The sequence below is a fragment of the Vibrio sp. 378 genome (assembly GCF_033339435.1).
The window spans coordinates 48831-70904 of the sequence record NZ_JAWOUO010000005.1 but is presented as its reverse complement, the minus strand read 5'-3'; the positions used below and the strand labels follow the sequence as shown (position 1 = coordinate 70904).

22 protein-coding genes and 1 tRNA gene are annotated in these 22074 nt (G+C 46.6%); 6 read left to right on the top strand and 17 right to left on the bottom strand.

Going from position 1 to position 22074, the window contains the following annotated elements:
• Window position 1: 1 nt before the first annotated feature.
• Both minD and minC read right to left on the bottom strand, forming a co-directional pair.
• Window positions 2–814 carry a septum site-determining protein MinD gene (gene minD, locus R7Q48_RS10925; RefSeq protein WP_005388331.1) on the bottom strand — a complete coding sequence of 271 codons (813 nt, stop codon included), beginning with the start codon at window positions 812–814 and terminating at the stop codon, window positions 2–4.
• Window positions 815–831: 17 nt separating this feature from the next.
• On the bottom strand, window positions 832–1494 hold the full coding sequence (minC, locus tag R7Q48_RS10920) for a septum site-determining protein MinC (protein WP_005382304.1): 663 nt from the start codon (window positions 1492–1494) through the stop codon (window positions 832–834).
• Window positions 1495–1691: 197 nt separating this feature from the next.
• Here minC and R7Q48_RS10915 point away from each other — a divergent pair, with 197 nt between their 5' ends.
• The 4 genes from R7Q48_RS10915 (at window position 1692) to R7Q48_RS10900 (ending at window position 5483) form a co-directional block, all read left to right on the top strand.
• Window positions 1692–1973, top strand: coding sequence for a YcgL domain-containing protein (locus tag R7Q48_RS10915; protein WP_005382303.1), 282 nt, complete (start codon window positions 1692–1694; stop codon window positions 1971–1973).
• Window positions 1974–2021: 48 nt separating this feature from the next.
• A complete protein-coding gene (locus tag R7Q48_RS10910; protein WP_085569958.1) occupies window positions 2022–2993 on the top strand; it encodes a lytic transglycosylase domain-containing protein in 972 nt (323 codons plus the stop codon).
• Window positions 2994–3081: 88 nt separating this feature from the next.
• On the top strand, window positions 3082–4026 hold the full coding sequence (locus R7Q48_RS10905; RefSeq protein ID WP_017634801.1) for a LysR family transcriptional regulator: 945 nt from the start codon (window positions 3082–3084) through the stop codon (window positions 4024–4026).
• A 257-nt stretch (window positions 4027–4283) separates the two neighbouring features.
• On the top strand, window positions 4284–5483 hold the full coding sequence (locus R7Q48_RS10900) for a NupC/NupG family nucleoside CNT transporter (protein WP_005382298.1): 1200 nt from the start codon (window positions 4284–4286) through the stop codon (window positions 5481–5483).
• Window positions 5484–5551: 68 nt separating this feature from the next.
• Here the strand turns inward: R7Q48_RS10900 and folD are convergent, their stop codons facing one another.
• A complete protein-coding gene (gene folD / locus R7Q48_RS10895; protein WP_005382297.1) occupies window positions 5552–6412 on the bottom strand; it encodes a bifunctional methylenetetrahydrofolate dehydrogenase/methenyltetrahydrofolate cyclohydrolase FolD in 861 nt (286 codons plus the stop codon).
• A gap of 203 nt (window positions 6413–6615) precedes the next feature.
• Between folD and R7Q48_RS10890 the strand changes: the two genes are divergently transcribed.
• Both R7Q48_RS10890 and R7Q48_RS10885 read left to right on the top strand, forming a co-directional pair.
• A tRNA-Arg gene (locus R7Q48_RS10890) sits at window positions 6616–6692 on the top strand.
• A 163-nt stretch (window positions 6693–6855) separates the two neighbouring features.
• The gene (locus tag R7Q48_RS10885) at window positions 6856–8547 is read left to right on the top strand and encodes a class I SAM-dependent methyltransferase (protein WP_005382296.1); all 1692 of its coding nucleotides are present in this window, start codon (window positions 6856–6858) and stop codon (window positions 8545–8547) included.
• A 94-nt stretch (window positions 8548–8641) separates the two neighbouring features.
• Here R7Q48_RS10885 and R7Q48_RS10880 read toward each other — a convergent pair whose 3' ends face one another.
• From R7Q48_RS10880 to R7Q48_RS10815, 14 genes are read right to left on the bottom strand one after another with little or no spacing between them, the layout of a single operon-like run.
• Entirely contained in the window at window positions 8642–9865 is a 1224-nt protein-coding gene (locus R7Q48_RS10880; RefSeq protein ID WP_206953998.1) for a beta-ketoacyl-ACP synthase, read from the bottom strand.
• Window positions 9862–10587, bottom strand: coding sequence for a 3-oxoacyl-ACP reductase FabG (gene fabG / locus R7Q48_RS10875; RefSeq protein WP_005388326.1), 726 nt, complete (start codon window positions 10585–10587; stop codon window positions 9862–9864). Before fabG ends, R7Q48_RS10880 begins: the two co-directional genes overlap by 4 nt.
• Entirely contained in the window at window positions 10584–11048 is a 465-nt protein-coding gene (locus R7Q48_RS10870; protein ID WP_005388322.1) for a hotdog family protein, read from the bottom strand. The genes fabG and R7Q48_RS10870 overlap by 4 nt, the downstream gene beginning before the upstream one ends.
• Complete coding sequence (locus tag R7Q48_RS10865; RefSeq protein ID WP_262580018.1) at window positions 11041–12228, bottom strand: beta-ketoacyl-[acyl-carrier-protein] synthase family protein; 1188 nt, start codon at window positions 12226–12228, stop codon at window positions 11041–11043. Before R7Q48_RS10865 ends, R7Q48_RS10870 begins: the two co-directional genes overlap by 8 nt.
• A 20-nt stretch (window positions 12229–12248) precedes the next feature.
• Window positions 12249–12860, bottom strand: a complete 612-nt coding sequence (locus tag R7Q48_RS10860; protein WP_054575211.1) for a DUF3261 domain-containing protein — start codon at window positions 12858–12860, stop codon at window positions 12249–12251.
• Window positions 12857–15199, bottom strand: coding sequence for an MMPL family transporter (locus R7Q48_RS10855; RefSeq protein WP_318132279.1), 2343 nt, complete (start codon window positions 15197–15199; stop codon window positions 12857–12859). The genes R7Q48_RS10860 and R7Q48_RS10855 overlap by 4 nt, the downstream gene beginning before the upstream one ends.
• The gene (locus R7Q48_RS10850; protein ID WP_025517803.1) at window positions 15171–15791 is read right to left on the bottom strand and encodes a LolA family protein; all 621 of its coding nucleotides are present in this window, start codon (window positions 15789–15791) and stop codon (window positions 15171–15173) included. Before R7Q48_RS10850 ends, R7Q48_RS10855 begins: the two co-directional genes overlap by 29 nt.
• Window positions 15791–16237: an acyl-CoA thioesterase gene (locus R7Q48_RS10845; RefSeq protein ID WP_005388315.1), complete on the bottom strand. Its 447-nt coding sequence runs from the start codon at window positions 16235–16237 to the stop codon at window positions 15791–15793. Before R7Q48_RS10845 ends, R7Q48_RS10850 begins: the two co-directional genes overlap by 1 nt.
• Window positions 16237–17790: an HAL/PAL/TAL family ammonia-lyase gene (gene hutH, locus R7Q48_RS10840; protein WP_021449613.1), complete on the bottom strand. Its 1554-nt coding sequence runs from the start codon at window positions 17788–17790 to the stop codon at window positions 16237–16239. The genes R7Q48_RS10845 and hutH overlap by 1 nt, the downstream gene beginning before the upstream one ends.
• Entirely contained in the window at window positions 17774–19480 is a 1707-nt protein-coding gene (locus tag R7Q48_RS10835) for a glycosyltransferase family 2 protein (protein WP_262580015.1), read from the bottom strand. Before R7Q48_RS10835 ends, hutH begins: the two co-directional genes overlap by 17 nt.
• Entirely contained in the window at window positions 19473–19841 is a 369-nt protein-coding gene (locus tag R7Q48_RS10830) for a 3-hydroxyacyl-ACP dehydratase (RefSeq protein ID WP_193837661.1), read from the bottom strand. Before R7Q48_RS10830 ends, R7Q48_RS10835 begins: the two co-directional genes overlap by 8 nt.
• 10 nt (window positions 19842–19851) lie before the next feature.
• A complete protein-coding gene (locus R7Q48_RS10825; RefSeq protein WP_262580014.1) occupies window positions 19852–21252 on the bottom strand; it encodes an AMP-binding protein in 1401 nt (466 codons plus the stop codon).
• 4 nt (window positions 21253–21256) lie between these two features.
• A complete protein-coding gene (locus R7Q48_RS10820; RefSeq protein WP_025766967.1) occupies window positions 21257–21817 on the bottom strand; it encodes a hypothetical protein in 561 nt (186 codons plus the stop codon).
• A complete protein-coding gene (locus tag R7Q48_RS10815; protein WP_005382279.1) occupies window positions 21817–22074 on the bottom strand; it encodes an acyl carrier protein in 258 nt (85 codons plus the stop codon). The genes R7Q48_RS10820 and R7Q48_RS10815 overlap by 1 nt, the downstream gene beginning before the upstream one ends.

Sequence of the window (22074 nt, the reverse complement as noted above, 5' to 3'; positions counted from 1 at the left end):
TCTAGCCTCCAAAGAGTCGTTTAAAGAGTCCTTTCTTCTCCTCAGTAAGGAAACGAAATTCAACCTGATTGCCTAATAAGCGATCAACGGTGTCAGAATAAGCCATACCCGCATCGGTGTTATCGTCAAAAGTGACTGGCACACCTTTGTTTGACGCGTTAAGCACGGCTTGGCTTTCTGGAATCACGCCCAGTAGTGGAATATGTAAGATCTCCTCTACGTCTTCAACGCTTAGCATTTCGCCTTGAGTGACGCGAGATGGGTTGTAGCGAGTCAGTAGAAGGTGCTGTTTTACTGGCTCTAGCCCTTGTTCTGCACGCAGTGACTTAGAATCTAAAATACCGAGAATGCGGTCAGAGTCACGTACAGAAGAGACTTCTGGGTTCGTTGTGACAATGGCTTCATCGGCATAGTACAAGGCCATTAACGCGCCTTGCTCGATACCTGCTGGTGAATCACAAATAATGAAATCAAAGCCCATTTCATCAAGTTCGCCGAATACGCGCTGAACACCATCTTTTGTCAGTGCGTCTTTATCACGAGTTTGAGAAGCAGGAAGAATAAATAGGTTGTCCGTGCGCTTATCTTTGATCAGCGCTTGGTTTAATGTCGCTTCACCGTTAATGACGTTCACAAAGTCATACACGACGCGGCGCTCACAGCCCATGATTAGATCGAGGTTACGCAAACCGATGTCAAAATCGATCACCGCGGTCTTTTTTCCCTTAAGAGCTAGACCAGAGGCGATGGCTGCGCTTGAAGTGGTTTTACCAACGCCACCTTTACCAGACGTTACTACAATAATGCGTGCCATTTTTTTTCCTTTTTAGATTAAATCGCGAGAACTTCTAAATGTAATGATTCATCGGCTTTACTGATCATTACTTTCTTTTGCCAGTACTCGCTTTCAATTTGATCGCTTAACCAGTAGTCACCCGCAATGGATACCAGTTCTGCTTGTAAATCGTGGCAAATAATACGCGCTTCCTGCTGACCACTTGCTCCTGCAATCGCACGACCTCGAAGTGTGCCATGGATATGAATAGAGCCGTCAGCAATGACTTCAGCACCTGCACTGACGTGCGCTAGCACCACCAAATCACCATCTTTTGCGTAGATCTGTTGTCCTGAGCGGACAGGCGTACGAACTACTTTCGTTGGTGCCATTTTGGCAGGTGCTTGGCTTGGTGATTTGCTCGCCGACATAATGGCGAAGCCAGCTTCGGAAGCAAGGTTTTGTACACGCTTGTCTTTACAGCCCGTTACACCGACCGGAATAAAACCAGCATCTGAGATGCCTTGTTTAAGCTTAGGGAAATCAATGTCGCCTTGTACTTTTGCTATATTGATTACCAAAGGCGCGGATGCAAAAAAAGAAGGTGCTTGAGAAACTTTTTCTTGCAAAAATTCGACAGTCTTTGCGATCTCATTGTCAGAAAGGTGTAAAACTGACAATGTAAAACTGCTACCTTTAAGGTCTGGTGAATGGGTCATCGTGGACTTCTTGCCTTTATTGAAAGAGCGTTGCCTTAAACTAGGTATGTCATGTTATATTTCATCCTTTGACGCAGCAAGTTCTCTCGGGGGCAAATAGGTGAATTAATCTCAAATTTGCTATTAAGTTTGCGAGAATTTGACGTTTACAACCTAATCCGCACTCAACGCGGCTAAATCAGCATAAAAGGCGTGTCATGCTTTGTTCTATTTATAAAAGCTCGAAAAAAGAAGGTACTTATCTCTATATTCCGAAAAAGGATGATTTTTCACAGGTTCCTGACACCTTAATGCAGATGTTCGGTAAGCCTATCGCTGTCATGACGATTAAACTTGATGGCCGTAAATTGGCACAAGTTGATATCGAAAAAGTGAAGGCTTCATTACAAAATGATGGCTTCTTTCTTCAGGTTCCACCGCCGCCGGAGAACCTATTAGAAAAGTACAAAGAACAAAAAGCCCAGCAGAAAGGCGAATAACGTCATCGTTTTTCATCTGGGATTTCTGCCTTGCTCAAGGAGGGCAATATGAAAAAAATACTGGCTACCATGCTTAGCGTTGGTATGTGTACCTCGGCTTTTGCTAGTAGCGAGGGTTTTGATGAATACTTGAATAAGCTGCGTGCTGAAGCTCGTGATAAAGGTATCTCAGAGCAGGTCATTAGTGCTGCTTTTGCTAATGTTGAGTACAAGCCCCGAGCAGTAAAAGCGGACCGAAACCAACCAGAAAAGAAACTGACATTGGATGAGTACATTCCTCGCGCGGTGCCTGAATGGAAGGTGAAGCAAGCCAGACAACTCTACAAAGAGCATTACACCGAGCTAAAGCGTATAGGCGAAGAGTACGGTGTCCACCCGCGCTTTATTGTGGCACTTTGGGGAGTTGAAAGTAACTTTGGTAAGTTTACCGGCAACTTTAAAGTGATTGATGCACTATCCACAATGGCATTTGAAGGCCGTCGTGAAGAGTTTTTCCGTAAAGAGACTATGTCGGCACTGCAGATCCTCGATCAAGGCCATATTGAGCTAGAGAACTTTAAAGGCTCATGGGCTGGTGCTATGGGTCAATGCCAGTTTATGCCAAGCTCTTTCCTTCGTTTTGCTGCTGACGGCAACGGGGATGGTAAAAAAGACATATGGCAATCTGAAGCGGACGTGTTTGCATCAACCGCTAACTATTTGAGCAAGTCTGGTTGGGATGATAAATATACCTGGGGTCGCCAAGTTAAGGTTCCTAAAAATATTGATCGCAGCCTAGAAGGGCGCACGGCTGAAAAAGGCAAATACCTTCAAGAGTGGAGCCAATTAGGTATCACAAAATATGACGGTAGCCCGTTGCCAAAACTGGATGAAGACATCAAAGCATGGTTGATCATGCCGGACGACGAGAATGGTCGTACGTATCTGGTTTACAATAACTACAACGTATTGATGAAGTGGAACCGCTCTTACTACTTCGCACTTGCTGTGAGTCACTTGGCTGACCGCATTAAATACTGATCTGCCATCAAACAATTTGGCATTCAGTCTTCAATACAAGGGCTCTTCGGAGCCCTTTGTTTTTTCTATAACCAAATCGAGGTAAAGCGTGTTATCTGAACGTGCCGCACAAATGGTGATTTTCTCCGCTCTTCTTAAACACAAAAGCTTCACAGCTGCTGCAAAGAGCTTAGGCGTGTCGGTGTCTCATGTGAGTAAACAGTTGAGTCAGTTAGAAGCGTCTCTTGGTATCAAGCTTGTTCAACGCACTACGCGAAGCTTTACGCCGACTGAGGCAGGGAAAACCTTTTTTCATCACTGTGAGCAAGTGGTACAAGCGGTGAGCAGCGCCACATTAGAGATGGAAACCCAGCGGGATGAAGTGGCAGGTTTGGTACGTCTTGGGTTGTCGCAATCATTTGGTACCTTACACATTATTCCAGCGATTCAAGAGTTACGCGAACTGTATCCTCAACTTCAAGTGGAAGTACATCTGTTTGACTATAAGGTCGATATGTTAGCCGAAGGGCTCGATTTATGGGTAACCAACAACGAGCATTTGCCTGAAGGTTACATTGCGCAGCGTTTGACGGATTGCCAGTTTGTTGTTGCGGCATCGCCAGATTACTTATTGAAACATGACACGCCAACAGAACCGGATGACCTATCTGCTCACAACTGCCTCATATACAGAAGCTGGGAGCGTGACTATACGGGGTGGGCGTTTACCAAAGATCAGCAAGAATTGAACGTAAAAGTCTCGGGTAACTATTCAGTAGATCTGGCAGAAGCCGTCCGGGATGCGGCTATTGCAGGTTGGGGTATTGCCTACCTTGCCACTTACTTGCTGGGTGATGAGTTCAGAACGGGTAAGTTAATACAGCTGTTACCTGACTGGAAAGCCAGCCAGTCGATGCCGTTTTATGCGGTATACCCAAGCCGCCAACATATGCCAAAAAAAATATCCGCAGTGATTAACTTTATCAAACAGAAGATCGGCAACCCTTGTCATTGGGACCAACGTTTGGCGCCTTACATCTCTATTCCTAAATAACAGGATCAATGACGTTGTAGAACGACACATAAGGTGATTCACTTCACAAAAATTTTTCCTGAATCAGAAACATATTTTCCATATGGAAATAATTAAAATAAGCAAACGTTTATCTTCAATAAATTCAATTGGTTATTTTGTTGGTCAGTTATTGGTCGCTTAAACTTTTCACACTGTTAACATCCTCAACTTGCAGCATTTTGAGTCCGCTATACAATCCGGTGCCTTCCATATCCCCCTTCTGTCGGATTCATTTTATGAACTCAATTATTGGTATCGTAGCCATACTATTCCTAGCATGGCTACTTTCTACAAATAGAAAAAATATAAAGCTGAGAACGGTGTCGTTTGCGTTTGCTTTGCAGGTACTGTTTGCGTTGTTGGTTTTATATGTACCAGCAGGACGAGATGCGCTGAATTCAGTGAGCAGTGTTGTGTCGAATTTGATCAACTATGGTCAAGAGGGCATTGCGTTTTTATTCGGTAATTTGGCTACAGGGGGCTTCACCTTTGCGATCAATGTTCTGGGTATCATCGTTTTCTTCTCCTCTCTTATCTCAGGTCTTTATCACATTGGTGTGATGCCAAAAATCATTAACTTTATCGGTGGTGGTATTCAAAAGCTGCTGGGTATCGGTCGTGCTGAGTCTTTGTCTGCTACGGCGAATATCTTTGTTGGCACCATTGAAGCACCATTAATGGTAAAGCCTTACCTAAAACACATGACTGACTCGCAGTTCTTTGCAGTTATGACAGGTGGTTTAGCGTCAGTTGCTGGCGGAACGTTGGTTGGTTACGCATCACTGGGTGTCGATCTCAACTATCTTATTGCTGCTGCATTTATGTCAGCACCTGCCGGCTTGTTGATGGCAAAAATTTTAATGCCAGAAGATACGGATAAAGCAGCAGATATCGACATTAGCCAAGTTGAAATTCCACGTGCAACCAACGTAGTAGAAGCATTAGCCGATGGTGCCATGGCGGGTGTACGCATTGCTGTATCGGTCGGTGGTACGTTACTGGCGTTTATTAGTGTCATTGCAATGCTAAACGGCATGTTAGGCTGGATAGGTGATCTTATTGGGACCCCCTTAAGTTTTGAGCTCATCCTAGGTTTTGTGTTTGCGCCAGTCGCTTGGTTGTTGGGTATACCATGGCAAGAAGCAACCACAGCAGGCTCGCTGATTGGTAACAAGATTGTGGTGAATGAGTTCGTCGCTTTCATCCAGCTTGCAGAAGTGAAGTCTCAACTTAGTGAACACTCACAAGCAATCGTGACGTTTGCTTTGTGTGGCTTTGCAAACATCTCAAGCATGGCGATGCTGATTGGTGGGTTGGGCTCATTGGTACCAGAAAAGCGTGCATTTGTTTCTAAGCATGGTTTCCGTGCGATTATCGCTGGTGTCATGGCGAACTTAATGAGCGCTTCGATTGCGGGCGTGATTTTAAGTCTGTAATTGAAATAGATATCAACAATTAGCAAAAAGGCTCCTTGCGGAGCCTTTTTCGTATCTGAAGTTTTACGTTATTTGTCTGTGTGGAACTGTTCGCAAGCGAGCATCGTGTTCTCAATTAAACTTGCGACGGTCATTGGGCCAACGCCACCAGGAACAGGAGTAATAAAGCTCGCACTTTCACGTGCTTTGTCGTATTCCACGTCGCCAACTAGTTTGCCTGAATCAAGACGGTTAATACCGACATCGACCACCACTGCGCCTTTTTTAATCCACTCACCAGGGATGAAGTTAGGCTTACCAACCGCAACCACGACAACGTCAGCTTGACGCACATGACTCTCTAGGTCTTTGGTAAAACGGTGACATGTTGTTGTTGTGCAGCCCGCAAGCAGCAGCTCAAGTGTCATTGGACGACCAACAATGTTTGATGCACCAACCACAACCGCATGTTTACCACGTAGCTCAATGTTGTAACGGTCGAGTAGGGTAATTATGCCCTTTGGCGTGCAAGAGCGAAGCTTTGGAATACGCTGCGCAAGACGACCAACGTTGTAAGGATGGAAGCCATCCACGTCCTTCTCTGGGTGAATGCGCTCTAAAACATGTGTTGTGTCTATGCCCGCAGGAAGGGGTAATTGCACTAGAATGCCGTCAATTTCATCATCGTTGTTTAATTCATCAATCAGAGCTAGTAACTCTTCTTCTGAGCTAGACGCAGGAAGGTCAAAAGACTTAGAAACAAACCCAACTTCTTCACATGCGCGGCGTTTGCTACCGACATAAACCTGAGAAGCAGGATCTTCACCAACTAGAACCACTGCTAAACCAGGAGCACGTAGCCCAGCTTCAACACGTGCTTTAACACGTGCAGCCACTTCAGATCGAACAGTTTGGGAAATGAGAGTTCCGTCTATATTTTGAGCAGTCATGACTTTCCTTATAAATTAAGAAGGCAGATTATCTGCGGCGCATTGTCGCAGAATTTCTTATCAACATCCATACGCAAACGTTTGCTTTGTGGTGTTTTTGAACATTAAGCGTTTTAATGGACTTTTTTTAGGCATTCAGATCAGAATGTTATGAAAACCCGTTGATTTACCCGTTTGAACTCGTATAATCCTGTCCCTGTAGCGCGCCCTTAGCTCAGCTGGATAGAGCACGTCCCTTCTAAGGATGTGGTCATTGGTTCGAATCCAATAGGGCGTGCCATTTATTCAAAAGCCCCGGTAACTCTTTGAGTCGTCGGGGCTTTGTCGTTTTTAGGTTTTTGGCTGTAATTGCCACTCTATCTACAACTTTTGAATGGCATTCTAGCCATTGCAATTTCTAGCAATTAATATGGACGCATATTAATTACCTTTCGTTAACCTTTATGCCTGCCACTTCTAACTTTTATGACCGACACGCCGACTCTTTCGCGAAGCAATACACATCGATCCAGTTTGAGGATGTCCACGCGAGTTGGAGAGTCTTCTGGCCCCAGGCTGGAGATCGTGTGTTAGATGTTGGCGCGGGCTCTGGTCGAGACGCGAAATGGATGGCTGAGCATGGGTGTGAAGTTGTTGCGATTGAGCCTGCTCAAGCACTTCTAAGGCTTGGTAAGTCTTACTGTGGCGATTCCGTTACTTGGCTTGAAGATGCATTACCTAAGCTTGAGAAAACCATTAATCTTGGCTTTCGCTTCGATTTAATTCTTGTCAGTGCGGTATGGATGCATCTTGCGCCTACGCACCGTGAACGTGCATTTCGCAAACTTGCAAATTTGTTAGCGCCTAATGGTCGATTGGTGATTAGCCTTCGTCACGGTGACTTTTCTGACGGTCGTAAAGCTTATCCCGTATCGGTTGAAGAGCTCGAAAAGTTTGCAAAGAATAGCGCTTTAATGGTGAGAAACGTATCTCTCGATGACGATCAGTTAAAGCGAACGGGTGTATCTTGGCAAACTGTAGTGATGTCTTTGCCTGATGATGGTTCCGGTGATCTGAATAAGGTTCGCCACATTATCGTCAATGATTCCAAATCGGCTACCTATAAGCTCGCACTACTACGTACTTTACTACGTATTGCAGACGCTCATTCTGGTGCAGTGGTTGATCGCAGCGAAGGTAAAGTTGCAATCCCATTAGGATTAGTTGGCTTATATTGGATTCGTCAATTTAAGCGTTTAATCGATAAAGAGAACATCCAGCAAAGCTCGAACTCGTCTAAAGGGCTAGGTTTTATAAAGCCCGATGGCTGGGGCAGACTTTCCCATTTAAGTCCTGATGATCTTGCTATAGGCACGACATTTTTTGGTGAAGATGCAGTGGCGCTTGATAAAGCGATAAAAGACAGCTTAAAAACCATAAAAGATGGTCCCGTCACTTTTACCTATCAAGGTGATAAATCAAACCCTTACTTTGAAATGATTCGTTCAGCTAAGAAGCCAAAACGTTCAATTGTTGTGGATAGCGAGTTCCTCGAAGGTTATGGGCTGTTTGTGTTGGATGAAAGCCTTTGGGATTGTTTTCGATTGTATAACTCTTGGATTGAGCCGCTGGTGGTCAACCAATGGATTATGGAAATGCAACGATTTCGGTCTAATCAAGAGCGGGGTATTCCACTGCAAACGTATCATGATTGTTTGGTCTGGATTGATAAAGACCATGATACGCGAGTCGTGCGAAAGAGAATTGAACAGTTGAAGCTCAGCCATTGCGACATTGTCAGTGTATGGAGTGGAAGCAAATTACGAAATGAGTATCACGTTGATCACTGTTTGCCATTTGCTTATTGGCCCAACAATGATAAGTGGAACTTACTACCAACATCTAAGGTTGAAAACCTAAACAAGCGTGATCGTATTCCTGCTAGCTATCGATTAAACGCATCCAAGCCGCGAATTTTGGATTGGTGGCAGTTAGCTTGGGGAGAGACGGATAATTTGAGTCGGACGTTTTTTACCGAGGCTTCATTGTCGCTACCTAATGTGCCTGCATCTTGTCAAGATTTTGAGCATGTCTTTGAAGCGATGGGATTACAAATTCGTGGTGTTAAAAGTCGCCTTTGTATCGCGGAATGGTAATGTCTTGTTTGCCGTTACAGCGTGATATATGAACCTGATAGGCAACCAACAAAAAAGCGCTGGTTAACCAGCGCTTTTGCATTTACTAAGGGCATTACATCTTTTTAAAGATGATGGAGGTGTTGATGCCGCCAAAGGCGAAGTTGTTACTCATCAAATATTTCACGTCCAGCTCTCGGCCTTGTCCGGCGATGTAGTCTAAATCACCACATTGCTCGTCGAGGTTTTTTAGGTTGAGCGTTGGGTTGAACCAGCCTGTGTGCATCATTTCTAAACCTAGCCACGCTTCAATCGCGCCACAGGCGCCTAGTGTGTGGCCAAAGTAGCTCTTGAGTGAACTTATTGGCACTTTGCCCAGAGCATTCGCTGTTGCGTTGCTTTCCGCAATATCGCCGCGGTCGGTGGCAGTGCCGTGAGCAGATACATAGTCGATCTTCTCAGCAGGAATCCCCGCGTTTTGCAAAGCCATTTCCATACAGATTTGCATGGTTTCCATCTGTGGTTGAGTGACGTGTGCGGCATCACAGTTGCTGGCAAAACCGATGATTTCTGCATAGATTTTCGCGCCACGAGCGACGGCGTGTTCGTACTCTTCCAGAACTAGCGTTCCCGCACCTTCACCAATCACCAAACCATCGCGATCGGAGTCATAAGGTCTTGGTGTGCTTTTCGGGTCTTCATTCTTTAGACTGGTGGCAAAAAGGGTATCGAAGACAGCGGATTCCGTTGGGCACAATTCTTCAGCGCCACCAGCAACCATGACCGTTTGGTAGCCGTGCTTGATCGCTTCGTAGGCGTAGCCGATTGCTTGGCTGCCAGAGGTACATGCACTGCTGGTTGGGATCACTCGGCCTTTCAAACCGAAAAATAGACCAACGTTCACTGCCGTGGTATGCGGCATCATCTGCACGTAAGTCGTTGCGGTGATCGCTTTAGTGGTTTTCTCATTCAGCATGACACCAAATGCGCCGATTGCGTCAGTACTGCCTGTTGATGAGCCGTATGCGATACCCGTTTGACCATTGGTGAGTACGTCGTTACCAATCAAACCTGCTTGGCTCAGTGCGTTTTCTGTTGCGACGGTCGCCAATTTAGAAACACGCCCCATGCCGCGTACTTGCTTGCGCTTGTAGTGCTTTGGCAGTTCAAAATCTAAAATTGGTGCCGCGAGCTTGGTGTTCAAACCATCATACTGTTCGTAAGAAGGCATGTATTGCGTCGCGTTCTGGCAGTCACGCAGTTTTGGCTCGACAGATTGCCAATTGTTACCAAACGCAGTCACGCCCGACATTCCGGTTACAACGACTCGACGGTTCATACTAGGCCTCCGTTTACCGAAATGACTTGGCGAGTTACATAGCCTGCGATGTCAGACATAAGGTAACTGACTAAACCAGCAACTTCTTCTGGCTCTCCCATGCGGCGCAAAGGAATTTGCGGCATCGCATGTTCTTTCACGTGTTCGTCTACCATGCCTGTGTCGATAAGCCCTGGAGCAACGCAGTTGACGGTGATTTTGCGTTTTGCCAGTTCAAGCGCGAGTGATTTTGTTGCACCAATTACGCCCGCTTTCGCTGCGCTGTAGTTAGTTTGACCACGATTCCCCATTAGGCCAGAGACTGATGCAAGCGTAACAATTCGGCCGCCTTTGCGCTTTTGCACCATTGGCATAACACAAGGGTGAAGAACGTTGTAGAAGCTATCTAAGTTGGTATGAATCACACCATCCCATTCTTCTTCGGTCATCGCAGGGAAAGCGGTATCTTTTGTGATGCCAGCGTTGTTTACGACGCCATAGTAAGCGCCGTGTTCGGCGATATCGGCTTCTAGCTTCTCACGACAATCTGCACGGTCACTGATGTCGAATTGGATAAGACGACCGCTACCACCATGCTGTTCGATGGTGTTTAGGGTGTCTTGCGCGCCTTGTTGATCGCCCATGTAATGGACAATGACTTGGAAACCATCTTTGGCTAATTGAACGGCAATGGCTTTACCGATGCCTTTGCTGGCACCTGTAACGAGGACTTGTCGGGTCATTGTTGACTCCTGATTTTCATTTCTTGTAATTTTTCTTCTGATGGAACGTAAACGTTCAATTGGCAAGTCGCTACAACAGTTCCTTGTAGCTCAATACGGGCTGAAAAAACCGCCATACCGTTATCTTCCATAACTTTTTCAGCATACACATCGAGCACCTGTCCGCGAGAAAACGTATCGCATTCAGACGTGTATCGACGGCTACCAAGCAAAAAGCCAATCGGTGGCGCTTGTTCTTTCATTAATGCGTGGTAACCAGACCACGCCGCGACAGATTGCGCCATAAACTCAATGCCAACGTAAGCTGGCACGGTTTGAGAGGTCGAGTCGAAGAACGGGTTGTGTTCTGCGATATCAACCTGGCAGTGAATCGTATCTTGTTGAACATCCAAAGCACGATCAACCAAGATCATTGGTTTGTCGTGTGGCAAAAGTTGTTCGATGGGAGGAAGTTTAGTCATGAGCGTAACCAAAAATAAGACTAATATTATTGCCACCAAAAGCAAAAGAGTTGCTGAGAATCGCTTTGTTACCCAGTTTGGTTGGCGTCTCAACTAACGATATATGGATATCGTCTGCTTTGGTTTCGCAGTGTTGTATTGGCAAATCAAGGTTGTACTTGAGAATATGCCAAGCGATCGCGGCTTCCGTTGCACTTGCTGCGCCTAATGTGTGTCCGGTAAGTGGCTTTGTCGAGCTTACGGGAACGGAGTCTCCAAAGCAGCGATGAATGGCTTTGCTTTCCATCGCATCGTTTAACGGCGTTGCTGTGCCATGCGCGTTGATGTAACCAATGTCTTGCACTGTAAGTCCTGCATTGGCCAACGCTTTTCTCATCGCTTCTTCTGCGCCTAACCCTTCTGGATGTGGTGCGGAAATATGGTGTGCGTCTGAGCTGTCGCCAGCTCCGAGAAGAGCAACGGGCGCAGGTGTTTTGCTTAGCAACATTAATGCTGCGGCTTCACCGATATTGATGCCGTTGCGATGTTGGTCAAACGGCTTACAAAGGGTATCGGATAGAGCTTCTAAACCGTTAAAGCCGTTTAGTGTGAGGCGACAAATGGTATCCACACCACCCACAATAACCGCATCAACAATGCCAGAGCGAATCAGGCGTTGTGCGGTTAAAAAGACACGGCCACTAGAAGAACAGGCGGTTGAAACTGAGTAATGTGGGCCGCTCAAATCAAAGTAGGCGGCAATAAAATCGCTGCAGTTGCCAAGCTCTTGTTTGGTGTAATGGTAGTCGGCAGGAAAATTACCCTTTGCCAGCTTTTCACCAAATGCGATTTCGCCATCTAAAATGCCAGATGTGCTGGTGCCGATCACGACTGCGATACGGTCACGACCATATTTAGCCATGGCGTCACGCACGTCGCCTTCGATTTGCAGCAAAGCCGAAAGTGCGAGGCGGTTGTTTCTCGTATCAAACTGGCTGAGTGCGGTCGGTAATTGCGGTAACGTCTGTGCAATTCGACCGATTACTGTTTGGCGGCCTGAATTTAAAATATCTTGGTCAACCACCATGTTGGATGGCTTCGCTCCCGATAAACACTGGTGGATGAGCGCGTCATCTTGTCCCATGGCAGAGTGAAAGCCACAGGCCTGAATATACAAAGGTTGAGAAGAGCGAATAGGCATATTGTTATTCTAAATTGTTCTTAGTTAATCTGATGTTGCAGTGTTTGAATAGAAATTGAAAACTGATGTTTGAGGTGATGAAAATCAATCTTACCCTCTAACTTGTTAGAAGAGCTGTATTGAATCTCAATGATCTTTTCACCGTCGCTATCAAAGATGGCGCGAGAATTATTTTTATCAATAATTCGCCACCTTACCTCATTTAACGATCCTTCCCAAGCGGAACTCGGCCAGAGCGTGATCATCAGGTTAAATAATACCTGTTCTGGCTGCGGTAGCGAACCTTGTAAACCATTGAGCACTTCGGTTTGAATTTGTTCTCCATCGTAAGACAGTGAGAGTACTCTTGTCCCCCAGGATGAGAAGCCTGCCAGCACCACTTCGTTGTTGGTCACTTGCAGTTGTACCGGAAGTTGCTCAGATGTGGTTTTACCATCTATTGCCCAAGAAGCCGTAATTAACTGACTGGCAGACAACTGATAGCCCAAGCTTGCGGGAGTGGGTAAGCTAACTTGGGTGTGCTCGGCAATGTCGACCTGAGGCGTCGATTGGTGAGGGACCAAGCTGCATGCACTTAAAAACAGGCTCAGTGCGAATAACGTCGCGCAGCGAAAGGCGTGATTGAAAATCATGACGTCGTTTCCTCTGTTTTAATTGCAATCGGAGAGAGCAGCCAAGCGACAAAAATACCACTTAACACCGTAATGCCGAAACTGTGAATCGCGTGAGTTTGGCTGAGTGACAGCAACCCAAATGACAACACAGTGGTCATTGCCGAAAGGGTGATCGCCAATAGTGTACTCACACTGCGGGCTTTCTCGGCAAAGAACAGAGTGTAATCGATCCCGATACCAAGAATGAGCACCAAGCCAAGCAAGTTGAACAGGTTTAATGTTGTTCCCATCGCGACAGCAGTTGCCAGGCCGCAGGCGCAAGCAATCAATGATGGCAGTAAAACTCGCCAACTGTGTTGCAGACCGTACCGCTTGATTAATACCAGAAAGATCAAAGCACTGGCGGCTGCCAATAGCTCCATGATTTTGATTCGGTATTCACCAAATAGGGCGGATATTTCTTCAGCTTTGTTTAGGTAGACAACATCAGACTGTGATTTGGCAAATGCCTTAACAACAGCGGAGTCTTGCAATTGGTTTAACACCACAACCGTTGCTGATTTTTCTTTAATTTTACCCAAATGAAGAAAACGTACAGGCGCTGATACCGGGTTTTGCAAGTACTGTTCAACCGTAACAGGGATAAAGTCGGCGTCCATTTTGGGCTTTTTACTTAAGCCCAGCCCGGAAGCAAGTGGGCTGGATTGTGTCGCGTAAAGATCGCGAATCAATTGATAGTCTTGTTGCTGACGTTCCACTGAGCTCAAGTAGCGGCTCAGGCTCTGGTAGCTTTCGATGGTGCTGTCCGCTTTCCATGCTTCTAAAGTTGGTGTCAAAGACTCCAGCTTTTTCATTAGGTTTTCGTCATCGTCGGCGGTAACGACCAACATTTGCTGCGAAGATTGCATGCCACTGAGCGTCGTAATCAAGGTTTCTTGCTGCTTGAGATCGTTCGGCATCGTTTGCAGCAGACGAATGTCGTCATCGTAGTTCAATTGCAGCAAGAAAAAACCACTCGCAACCACACATAACATCGGTAATCCGACTTTAATTCGAGGTTGATTCCAAAGCGTTAACCATTTCGCCAACAATGATTGTCCCGGTAAAGTCGAAATGGTGCGCGATGGGTTACGAGCCAGTATCGGATACCAAGCCACCACGGTGATGTAAGCGGCAATCAGACCAATGGATGAAAACAGCGCAAGCTGCTGCAAACCAGGAAACGGCGCCACTAACATGCCCAAATAGCCGATCAAACTGGTGATTAAGCCAAGTGTGATCGCTATGAAAATATGCTTTAACCCTTGCTCGCTATCCCATTCATTTCCCGCCGCAAGGCGTTCGGTTAGGTAGTGGAATGCGTAGTCGATAGACACGCCGATTAAACTTGCGCCAAACACTAAGCTGAACAGATGGACTTTTCCAAAAATCCACGCCGTAACGGACAAAGCAACGAGCAAACCAATGGTGATGGAAAGCAGTGCCAGAGACAGTGGCATCACACTACGAAAGACCAACACGAGCAATGCAATGATACCGAGCAGAGAGAACACACCGATGGTACTGATCTCCGATTTGGCACTTTGCGTACCAAAGTTGGCGTAAAATAGAACGCCAGTATGTGCCACTTTAGCGCCATATTTCTGCGCGACGCTTTGCTCTAGCGCTTGAATGTCAGGGACGGCAAGCTGCCCAGTTAGGCTATAAGGCGAGTCTTTTAGCTCAGCAGTAATAAGCAAGTATTGAGCACCGTCTTTTTCGACGGACAGATAGCCGTTATCCAATCGGAAAGAGGACGATTGCTGGGTAACTTGGCTTAAATAATCACGAAATAGCAAGAAAGGATCATTTTGTAACTCTTGCCCAGTCACTCCAGAAAACGGGTTGTACAGAGATTGAATCACATGCTGCACTTGCTGTTCTGGATTTTGGCTTAAACGCTCTCGTTGTTCAGGCGTCAGCAATTGGAAACGGTGCTTAAAGTAGTAACTCGCCCAAGCTTGCTGCTCTTGAGGTGAGATTTTTCCCACCACATCGCGAAAATGATTACTTTGTCGTAACCCCTTATCAAATTCAGTGGCCGCTGCAAAAAGGGCATTTTTGTCCGGCGCTGTGATCACGAAAATGACTTTGTCGCTCATACTTGCCGAGACCGACTCAAAGGCTTGCTCAGCCACTGGGTTTTGTTGGTTCTTCGGCAACAGTTTTAAAATGTTGGTCTCAATCGGAGATTCTGCGCTCCAAACCCATTGTTTGAGTAGCAACGCGCCCGCTAAAACAACGAGATTGAGCCAAACCAGAGCAAAGGTATGAGTGCCAAGACTGAGTTTAGAAACGGAATTGAGCGTCTTCGGCATCCGTGAGTTCCTGAGGTAGAGAGGTCTGGTTCGTAAACGTGATTTCGGTCTTATCGCCACGCAGCTCTTGTAGGGTTAGGCGATCAATGTGCGTTTTACCGGAAAGAGTGATGGATTGAAACACCGCATTTAATGGCGACTGTTTTGGCACTAAAACGAGCTGCCATTGATTGTTCTCAACTGAAAAATCGAGTGTGAATTGTTCTTGCAGTGCAGAAGTATCCCCGTGGAACACGGATAAAAACACATGGCTAAAGTAGAACGCCATTGGGTTTTCTTGTGCAGAGATCGTTTTCGGAGCTTGGTCGGCAAAAGTCTGACGAAGTTTGTTTTCCGTCAATACCAAATTGACTGCGAAAGGTTCAGTTTGTTGCCACAACAAGCCATGTGTTTTGCTCAGTGTGAACTGACCTTTAGAGGTTAAAGGTTGACTAAACATTTCCAGATGACGCTGCTGCGTAAAATCTCCGCGTACGATTTCATGCTGAGACAACTGCTGTTGAAGCGATGCCAAATCCGTTACGTTTGCTGTCGGTGTGGCCAGTGCTGGAACAGAAAATATCAACAAAAAAGAGAGTAACCACTTTTGCATTAGTTCAGGCTCCCATGGTTGTGCCATTGCTCTACTTTATCTAAAAAGACTGCTGGAGACACAAAGCACATCTCTTGCTTTTCAATGGATACGGCGACTTGCGTTGTATGCGCTTTGCACATACGTTGATTCGTTTCGGCGTCGTAAATCACGTAATCCACACGCAAGCGGTTTTCCCACTCAGTGAGTTGCGCGGTAATGCGAATGGTGTGATTAAACGGAATCGCCTTGACGTATTTAACGCGCGTGTCGATGATCGGCCACATGTACCCAGAGTCTTGCATATCGCGATAGCTGTATTGGATCTTCTCCATCAGCACACGACGCGCTTCTTCAAAATACCGAAAGAAGTTGCCGTGATATATCACGCCCATCGGGTCAGCATCTTGGAATGAGGTGACCATAGTCACCTCCGCTTCTAATGGGTAGAGAACCTGCTCTTGCATTATACCTCCGCGTAGAGTGGCCAATGACGTTGCTGAATGCGTTCAATGAAATGACGCAAATCTTGTTCTAACGGGCGATCTTCAATCACAAACTTAAACTCGCTCAGTACGGCGTCACGAATTACTCGCAAACTCTGACTCATGTGGTGTTCGTCCAATTCGTTATGACGGCGACGAATCTCAACCGCTTGAACGCTTGCTAGGAGTGAAGCCGCAGCAACTTGCTCTGTTAACTCAAGTACGCGTAGGCAATCACGAGCCGCAATGGTGCCCATGCTCACTTTGTCTTGGTTGTGACATTCGGTTGAGCGAGAAAAAACGCTCGCTGGCATGGTGTTTTTCAACGCTTCTGCCGTCCAAGCTGAGATACCAATCTGAACCGCTTTAAAGCCGTGGTTGATCGGTTTACGTTCGCCTTCTGCACCGGTTAAGTTAAACGGCAGGCCGTTATTGAACTTGTAATCCATCAATTGCGCCATCTGACGATCCAGCAAATCAGCTAAGTTGGCAATGTTCACTTTCAACGTATCCATCGCCATTGCGATATGACCACCGTAGAAGTGACCGCCGTGCAGAACGCGCTCGTTGTCGCCATCGATAATTGGATTGTCGTTGGCACTATTTAGTTCATTCTCGATCAATTGACGTAGCCAAGGCAGTGAGTCTTGCACCATGCCAATTACGTGTGGCGCGCAACGCAGCGAGTAGCGATCTTGCAGTCGGTCGCTATTGCGTGGCGGACGTTCAGCATTAAGATCATCACGCAGCCAAGCCGCAACTTGCTGTTGACCAGGGTGAGGTTTTACCGCAAACAGCGCTTCATCAAAGTGGAAGTCATTACCTTGCATACCCACAGAGACCATCGCGGTAATCTTGGTGCATAGCTGAGCTAGGTATTCTGCGCGTTTGTAGGCAAGACAGGCGAGGGCAGTCATCACGGATGTACCGTTCATTAACGCCAAACCTTCTTTTGGTTTTAGGCGAATTGGCTCTATGTCCAGCTCTGCAAATACTTCTTGTGTTGGTCGCACATCGCCTTTGTAAAGCACTTCACGCTCGCCAATTAAGGTCGCCGCTAGGTAAGACAGAGGCGTTAAATCGCCACTTGCGCCCACCGAGCCCTCTTGTGGAATACGTGGCGCAATGTCGTGGTTGATAAGCGTAACGATTTGGTTCAACAGATCGTGAGACACGCCAGATACGCCTTGCGACAATGAACATAAACGTGTTGCCAGCACCGCACGAGCTTGCTCATGAGAAAGGATTTGACCTAAGCCACAGCCATGGAAGCGCGTAAGGTGCAACGGAAGTTCATCCACAAGAGCGGGTGGAATCGCCACAGTACATGAATCGCCGTAACCCGTAGTCACGCCGTAAATAACGCCTTCTTCTTTCAGTAATCGTTCCAGAAACGCCACGCCACGATCAATTTTCGCGGTAAATTCTGGCGAGGTGTTCATGTTTGCCTTTGCACCTTGAGCAATGGCAACGACATCTTCGATGGTTAAAGATTGGGCACCAAAAGTGATGTTGTGATTATTGTTGTTTGTCATGTGGCTGATTACTTAAAGTCCAGAAGTTAAAAAAGTTGTACCACTGTAACGGCGCTTGCAGTGTGTGGTGTTCTAATCTTTGTGCGTACTGTTGAACAACGCGTTCTAGTGCCTGCTGACGCTCCTTGCGTGGTAGCGTGACTTGGTCACTAAAGTGTTCAAAGTACACATTAAAATGCGGAGTGTTCGCTTCATCGTCGCGTAGGCCGAAGAGTAGATAGACCGGCGCTTTTAATACCGAGGCTAGCATGAATGGGCCTTGCGGGAATGGGGCAGGTTTACCAAGAAAATCTGCCCAAACGACACGATTTTCTTTGCTGGTGGAAGTGCGATCGCCAACGATCACCACCCATTCGCCTTGCTCGATTTTTTGTTGAAGCAGAATCGCGGTGTCTGGTCCCATTGAGCTGACTTGAATCAGATTCAGTTCCGAATTTGGGTTTACCGCCTTCATTACAGCATTAAATTGTTCAGCGTGTTGGGTAAATACCAAGGCATTGATTTTGACATGAGAGTGTCGACGACCAAGCGCACGGCAGAGTTCGATATTGCCAAGGTGCGAGCCTAAAATGAGCACGCCTTGTTTTTTCTGCGCCATCTCTTCGAAATGATGCTGGCCGTGAATGGTTAGGTTATCGACGTTAAAGTCACCTTGCCAGGCTGCCAGTTTGTCGAGCATGGTACGCCCAAAGGAAAGCAGATGATGATAGCTGTCCAACTGCTTTGGTAGTGCGATGCTCTGCTGCGTTGCGTAGTACTGCAAGTTTTGCAGGTAAACCTCAGACGCTTCACGGGCAGATTTACCCGTGAAGTGGTAGTAGCGCATGACTAATTTTAAAATCAGGTCAAACGCTTTTCTGCCGAACAAGCGGTAAACCGCGAGCAAGGTTTTGATGCCTAAAATCGTGCCTTGTTCTTTTCGTTTCGACCAGTGGGCATTGCTGTCGTCTGTGTGACTGTGCTTTCTGGCGAGTAGCGAAGGAATGCGCGGCAACATGCCAAAAAATAGGCGAGTGTGCATCCAGCTTATCTTGACGTTATCCCGCAATGCGTCGAAGTGGGAAATGCCACCTTCAGGGTAGATCACGCGCGTTGGAACAAAATCAATATCGACGCCTTCCCAGTACATTCGCACCAGAATTTCGATATCAAAATCCATGCGTTTGCCAATGCTGTACTTGTTCAACACGGCGACCGTTTTCGCCACTGGGTAGGCGCGAAAACCGCACATGCTGTCTTTGATAGACAGTGACAAGGTTTCTATCCACACCCAAACGTGTGTAGCGTAGCGACCATACAAACGGGATTTAGGTACGCTCTCGTCGTATATCGGTTGGCCCGAAATCAGGTTATCTGGTTTTGTTTCGCTGGCGCTGAGCAATTTCGGCAATGCTTCTAGGTCGTGCTGACCGTCTGCGTCGATTTGAATGGCGTGCGTAAAACCAAGTTGATGAGCTTGATGTAGGCCTGCCATCACAGCGCCACCTTTGCCTTGGTTTTCTCTCAAACTAATCAGTTTTATCAGCCCTTGCTTGCTCAAAGCAGAAAGCGCTTGTTTGGTGTCTTCATTGCTGCCGTCGTCCACGACCAGCACTGGCAAAGCGAAAGAGGATAACGACGCAACCACGTCTGCAATTGTGCTGCCGTGGTTGTAGCAAGGAATTAAAAAGCAGGGGCGATAATCACTCACGTGACTCACCCAGTTTCATTTTGCCTGAAGAGTGAGTCACCAAGGTTTCACCGTTTTTCGATGTGTACTTAAAGGTCAATTTCTCGCGCTCATTGTCCCAAGAGAGTGAGAGGCAAACGTCGGCGTTTGGCAGAATCGGCTCTTGAAATTTGATGACTTCCATTCCTTTAAATACCTTGGGAGTATTCAAATGTTGAACGGCGTAGAACAGCGCCCAATCAATTTGAGTGACGCCGGGTAAAAGAGGGAAGTGATTGAAATGACCTTGGAAATCTAAGATGTCAGCATCCACTCGCAGCGACAGCTCCGCGGTATGGTCACTCACTTCAATATTCTGGATAGTTGGTTTTCTTTTTTCCATGTTACTAGCTTTATTGGAATAGTTTTTCAATTTCAGCAACTTGGCGTTTGCCTTGGCTGTTTAATGGAATTTCGTCGACCACTCGGAATTTTCTCGGGATAGCGATCGGTTCTAACCAATTGCGCAGTGCCTTGCGAAGTTCAAGCCAAAACTTGCCTTTACCAAGTTCATTAAGCACATCGCTGCCTTGATCGTTAAGTACGATGATCGAGACTAATGTGAGACGACCAGATTCTTCCATTGGGATCACCACGCTTTCTTGAACCCACGGCAATTGCTCTAAACGTTTTTCCACTTCGACAAGGGAAATACGCTTTTCTTCGACTTTGACGATTCGGTCAGTGCGTCCACGCAATTCAAAAGAAATACTATCATGGAAATAGCATTCATCCGCAGTTTGGTACCAAGTGTTTTCATCAATGTGTGGCGAGCGGAGCTTTAAACAATTTTCATGGTTAAGCTCGGCTTCAACACCAGGGAATAACGTCCAGGGAGTGCTAGCTACGTGCTGCTGACGGTAAGCGATGCCGCCGGTTTCTGTGCTGCCAAAAACTTCAATAGGAAGTGACCCAAACAACAACTGGCTGTGCTGCGCGGCTTGGTTTGGCAAGGGACCACCAGAAGAAAATACACACCGAATCGCAACCGGATTGTGCTCTTCACTGAGTCGTTTTAGTAACGCAGGGCTGCTTACTAGCGTGGTGTCAGCATCAGCGTGATGGACAATTTGCTCTGGGAATTCGAGGTTGTGTGCTGAAAATGGACGTGCAGAGCACAAAGGCCACAATATGCGAAACAGCAAGCCGTAAATGTGTTGATGAGAGACGGTGCTTTCAACGCGTGTGTTGGCAACCGTGTCGCCCCACAGGTTGTCTAGAATAGCAACTTCGATATCGAGCTGTTTCAGCGTTTTTGCAATGGCTTTTGGTTTACCGCTTGAACCTGAAGTAAATAACGTTACTGGTATTTTTGCCAGATTCAATTCGCGCCAAACAAAAGGTTGGTCTATCTGTTGCTCGTGAATCAAGGTGATGTCTACCAATGATTGAGCTTTTACTAGGAGTGAACTCACCTTTTCTGGAGCCGAGACATCGGCATCATGCAGCAACAAATCGTAGTGCTCACTGAGCTCTTTGAGTGCTTCTGGTTGGTAATTACCAGGTAATACAATGGATTTTCCTGCATAACAACAAGCAAAAAAGCCAACGGCAAACAGGTAGCTGCTGCCAAAACACAACGCAATGTTTTGCGTTGGTTGGGTTTCTAACTGCTGAGCAAGTGTTGCGACATGCTGCTGGAAATCACCCCACGTGATAACCGTGTCGCGCTCGTAAGAGACTGGGGATTGCTCAGACCTCTCTGCGATGAACAAGGTCGCTAGGGAGGTAAAGCTCGAATACGTTGTATTCATACGATTAGTGTTCCTTTCGAACAAATTGACGCACGATCCATTCTCCAGCGAACAAGCCACCAGCAAGTAAGTAGCTGATGAGGCCGTTATAAAGCGTCCATATTTTTACTGGTAGGAAACAGGTATAGAGTGCAACGGCAGCGTTGAGCGTAAAAAAGGCGCACCAAACCATCGTCACTTTGCGAGTGTAAGCCACGCCACTAGCCGGAAGGTCGGGTTCTTGCAAGCGAGCAAGCCTCTCTATGATCGATTGCGGCTGTTTTAAGCTCAGTCCAAATACACACAGCATACATACATTGACAACGACAGGGTAAAACTGAAGCCACCCATGTTGTTTAAACACCATGCCAAGCGTAATTAGGACAATGCCAACAGCGCCCGTAACGAGCGCCAAGAACTTAAACTCTTTTAGTGGGGTCTTATTTGCGACGAAAACACGCAAAAGTAACGCAGCAATTAACAAGCCCCCAACTAAGTTCAAGCCAAATTTATCTATACCGAAATAGACGGCGAAGGGGTAGGCAAACAGTACAATTGCAGACAGACCAGTCAGCAATTGGCGCATTAACTTTCCTTCAATAACTCAGTGACAGCGTTAACCACATCGTCAACGGTTCTTACTGCACTAAACTCTGCTGGCTTGATTTTTTTGCCAGTGACATTCTGTAGGTGTACGACCAAATCAACGGCGTCAATGCTATCAAGATCGAGATCTTGGTATAAGTGCGCATCTGATTGAATGTCGGCTGCGTCAATTTCGAACAGCTCAACAAGCGCATCTTTAACTTGTTCAAATACTTGATCTTTATTTACATCAGTCAT

Bases quoted from the DNA above. Each gene is read 5' to 3' on its own strand.
- R7Q48_RS10910 (WP_085569958.1), top strand. From the start codon at position 2,022: ATGAAAAAAATACTGGCTACCATGCTTAGCGTTGGTATGTGTACCTCG.
- R7Q48_RS10865 (WP_262580018.1), bottom strand. From the start codon at position 12,228: ATGCCTATTCGCTCTTCTCAACCTTTGTATATTCAGGCCTGTGGCTTT.
- minC (WP_005382304.1), bottom strand. From the start codon at position 1,494: ATGACCCATTCACCAGACCTTAAAGGTAGCAGTTTTACATTGTCAGTT.
- R7Q48_RS10825 (WP_262580014.1), bottom strand. From the start codon at position 21,252: ATGAATACAACGTATTCGAGCTTTACCTCCCTAGCGACCTTGTTCATC.
- R7Q48_RS10870 (WP_005388322.1), bottom strand. From the start codon at position 11,048: ATGACTAAACTTCCTCCCATCGAACAACTTTTGCCACACGACAAACCA.
- fabG (WP_005388326.1), bottom strand. From the start codon at position 10,587: ATGACCCGACAAGTCCTCGTTACAGGTGCCAGCAAAGGCATCGGTAAA.
- R7Q48_RS10830 (WP_193837661.1), bottom strand. From the start codon at position 19,841: ATGGAAAAAAGAAAACCAACTATCCAGAATATTGAAGTGAGTGACCAT.
- R7Q48_RS10860 (WP_054575211.1), bottom strand. From the start codon at position 12,860: ATGATTTTCAATCACGCCTTTCGCTGCGCGACGTTATTCGCACTGAGC.
- minD (WP_005388331.1), bottom strand. From the start codon at position 814: ATGGCACGCATTATTGTAGTAACGTCTGGTAAAGGTGGCGTTGGTAAA.
- R7Q48_RS10845 (WP_005388315.1), bottom strand. From the start codon at position 16,237: ATGCAAGAGCAGGTTCTCTACCCATTAGAAGCGGAGGTGACTATGGTC.
- R7Q48_RS10915 (WP_005382303.1), top strand. From the start codon at position 1,692: ATGCTTTGTTCTATTTATAAAAGCTCGAAAAAAGAAGGTACTTATCTC.
- R7Q48_RS10880 (WP_206953998.1), bottom strand. From the start codon at position 9,865: ATGAACCGTCGAGTCGTTGTAACCGGAATGTCGGGCGTGACTGCGTTT.
- R7Q48_RS10855 (WP_318132279.1), bottom strand. From the start codon at position 15,199: ATGCCGAAGACGCTCAATTCCGTTTCTAAACTCAGTCTTGGCACTCAT.
- R7Q48_RS10815 (WP_005382279.1), bottom strand. From the start codon at position 22,074: ATGACTGATGTAAATAAAGATCAAGTATTTGAACAAGTTAAAGATGCG.
- R7Q48_RS10885 (WP_005382296.1), top strand. From the start codon at position 6,856: ATGCCTGCCACTTCTAACTTTTATGACCGACACGCCGACTCTTTCGCG.
- folD (WP_005382297.1), bottom strand. From the start codon at position 6,412: ATGACTGCTCAAAATATAGACGGAACTCTCATTTCCCAAACTGTTCGA.
- R7Q48_RS10900 (WP_005382298.1), top strand. From the start codon at position 4,284: ATGAACTCAATTATTGGTATCGTAGCCATACTATTCCTAGCATGGCTA.
- R7Q48_RS10820 (WP_025766967.1), bottom strand. From the start codon at position 21,817: ATGCGCCAATTGCTGACTGGTCTGTCTGCAATTGTACTGTTTGCCTAC.
- hutH (WP_021449613.1), bottom strand. From the start codon at position 17,790: ATGACAAACAACAATAATCACAACATCACTTTTGGTGCCCAATCTTTA.
- R7Q48_RS10850 (WP_025517803.1), bottom strand. From the start codon at position 15,791: ATGCAAAAGTGGTTACTCTCTTTTTTGTTGATATTTTCTGTTCCAGCA.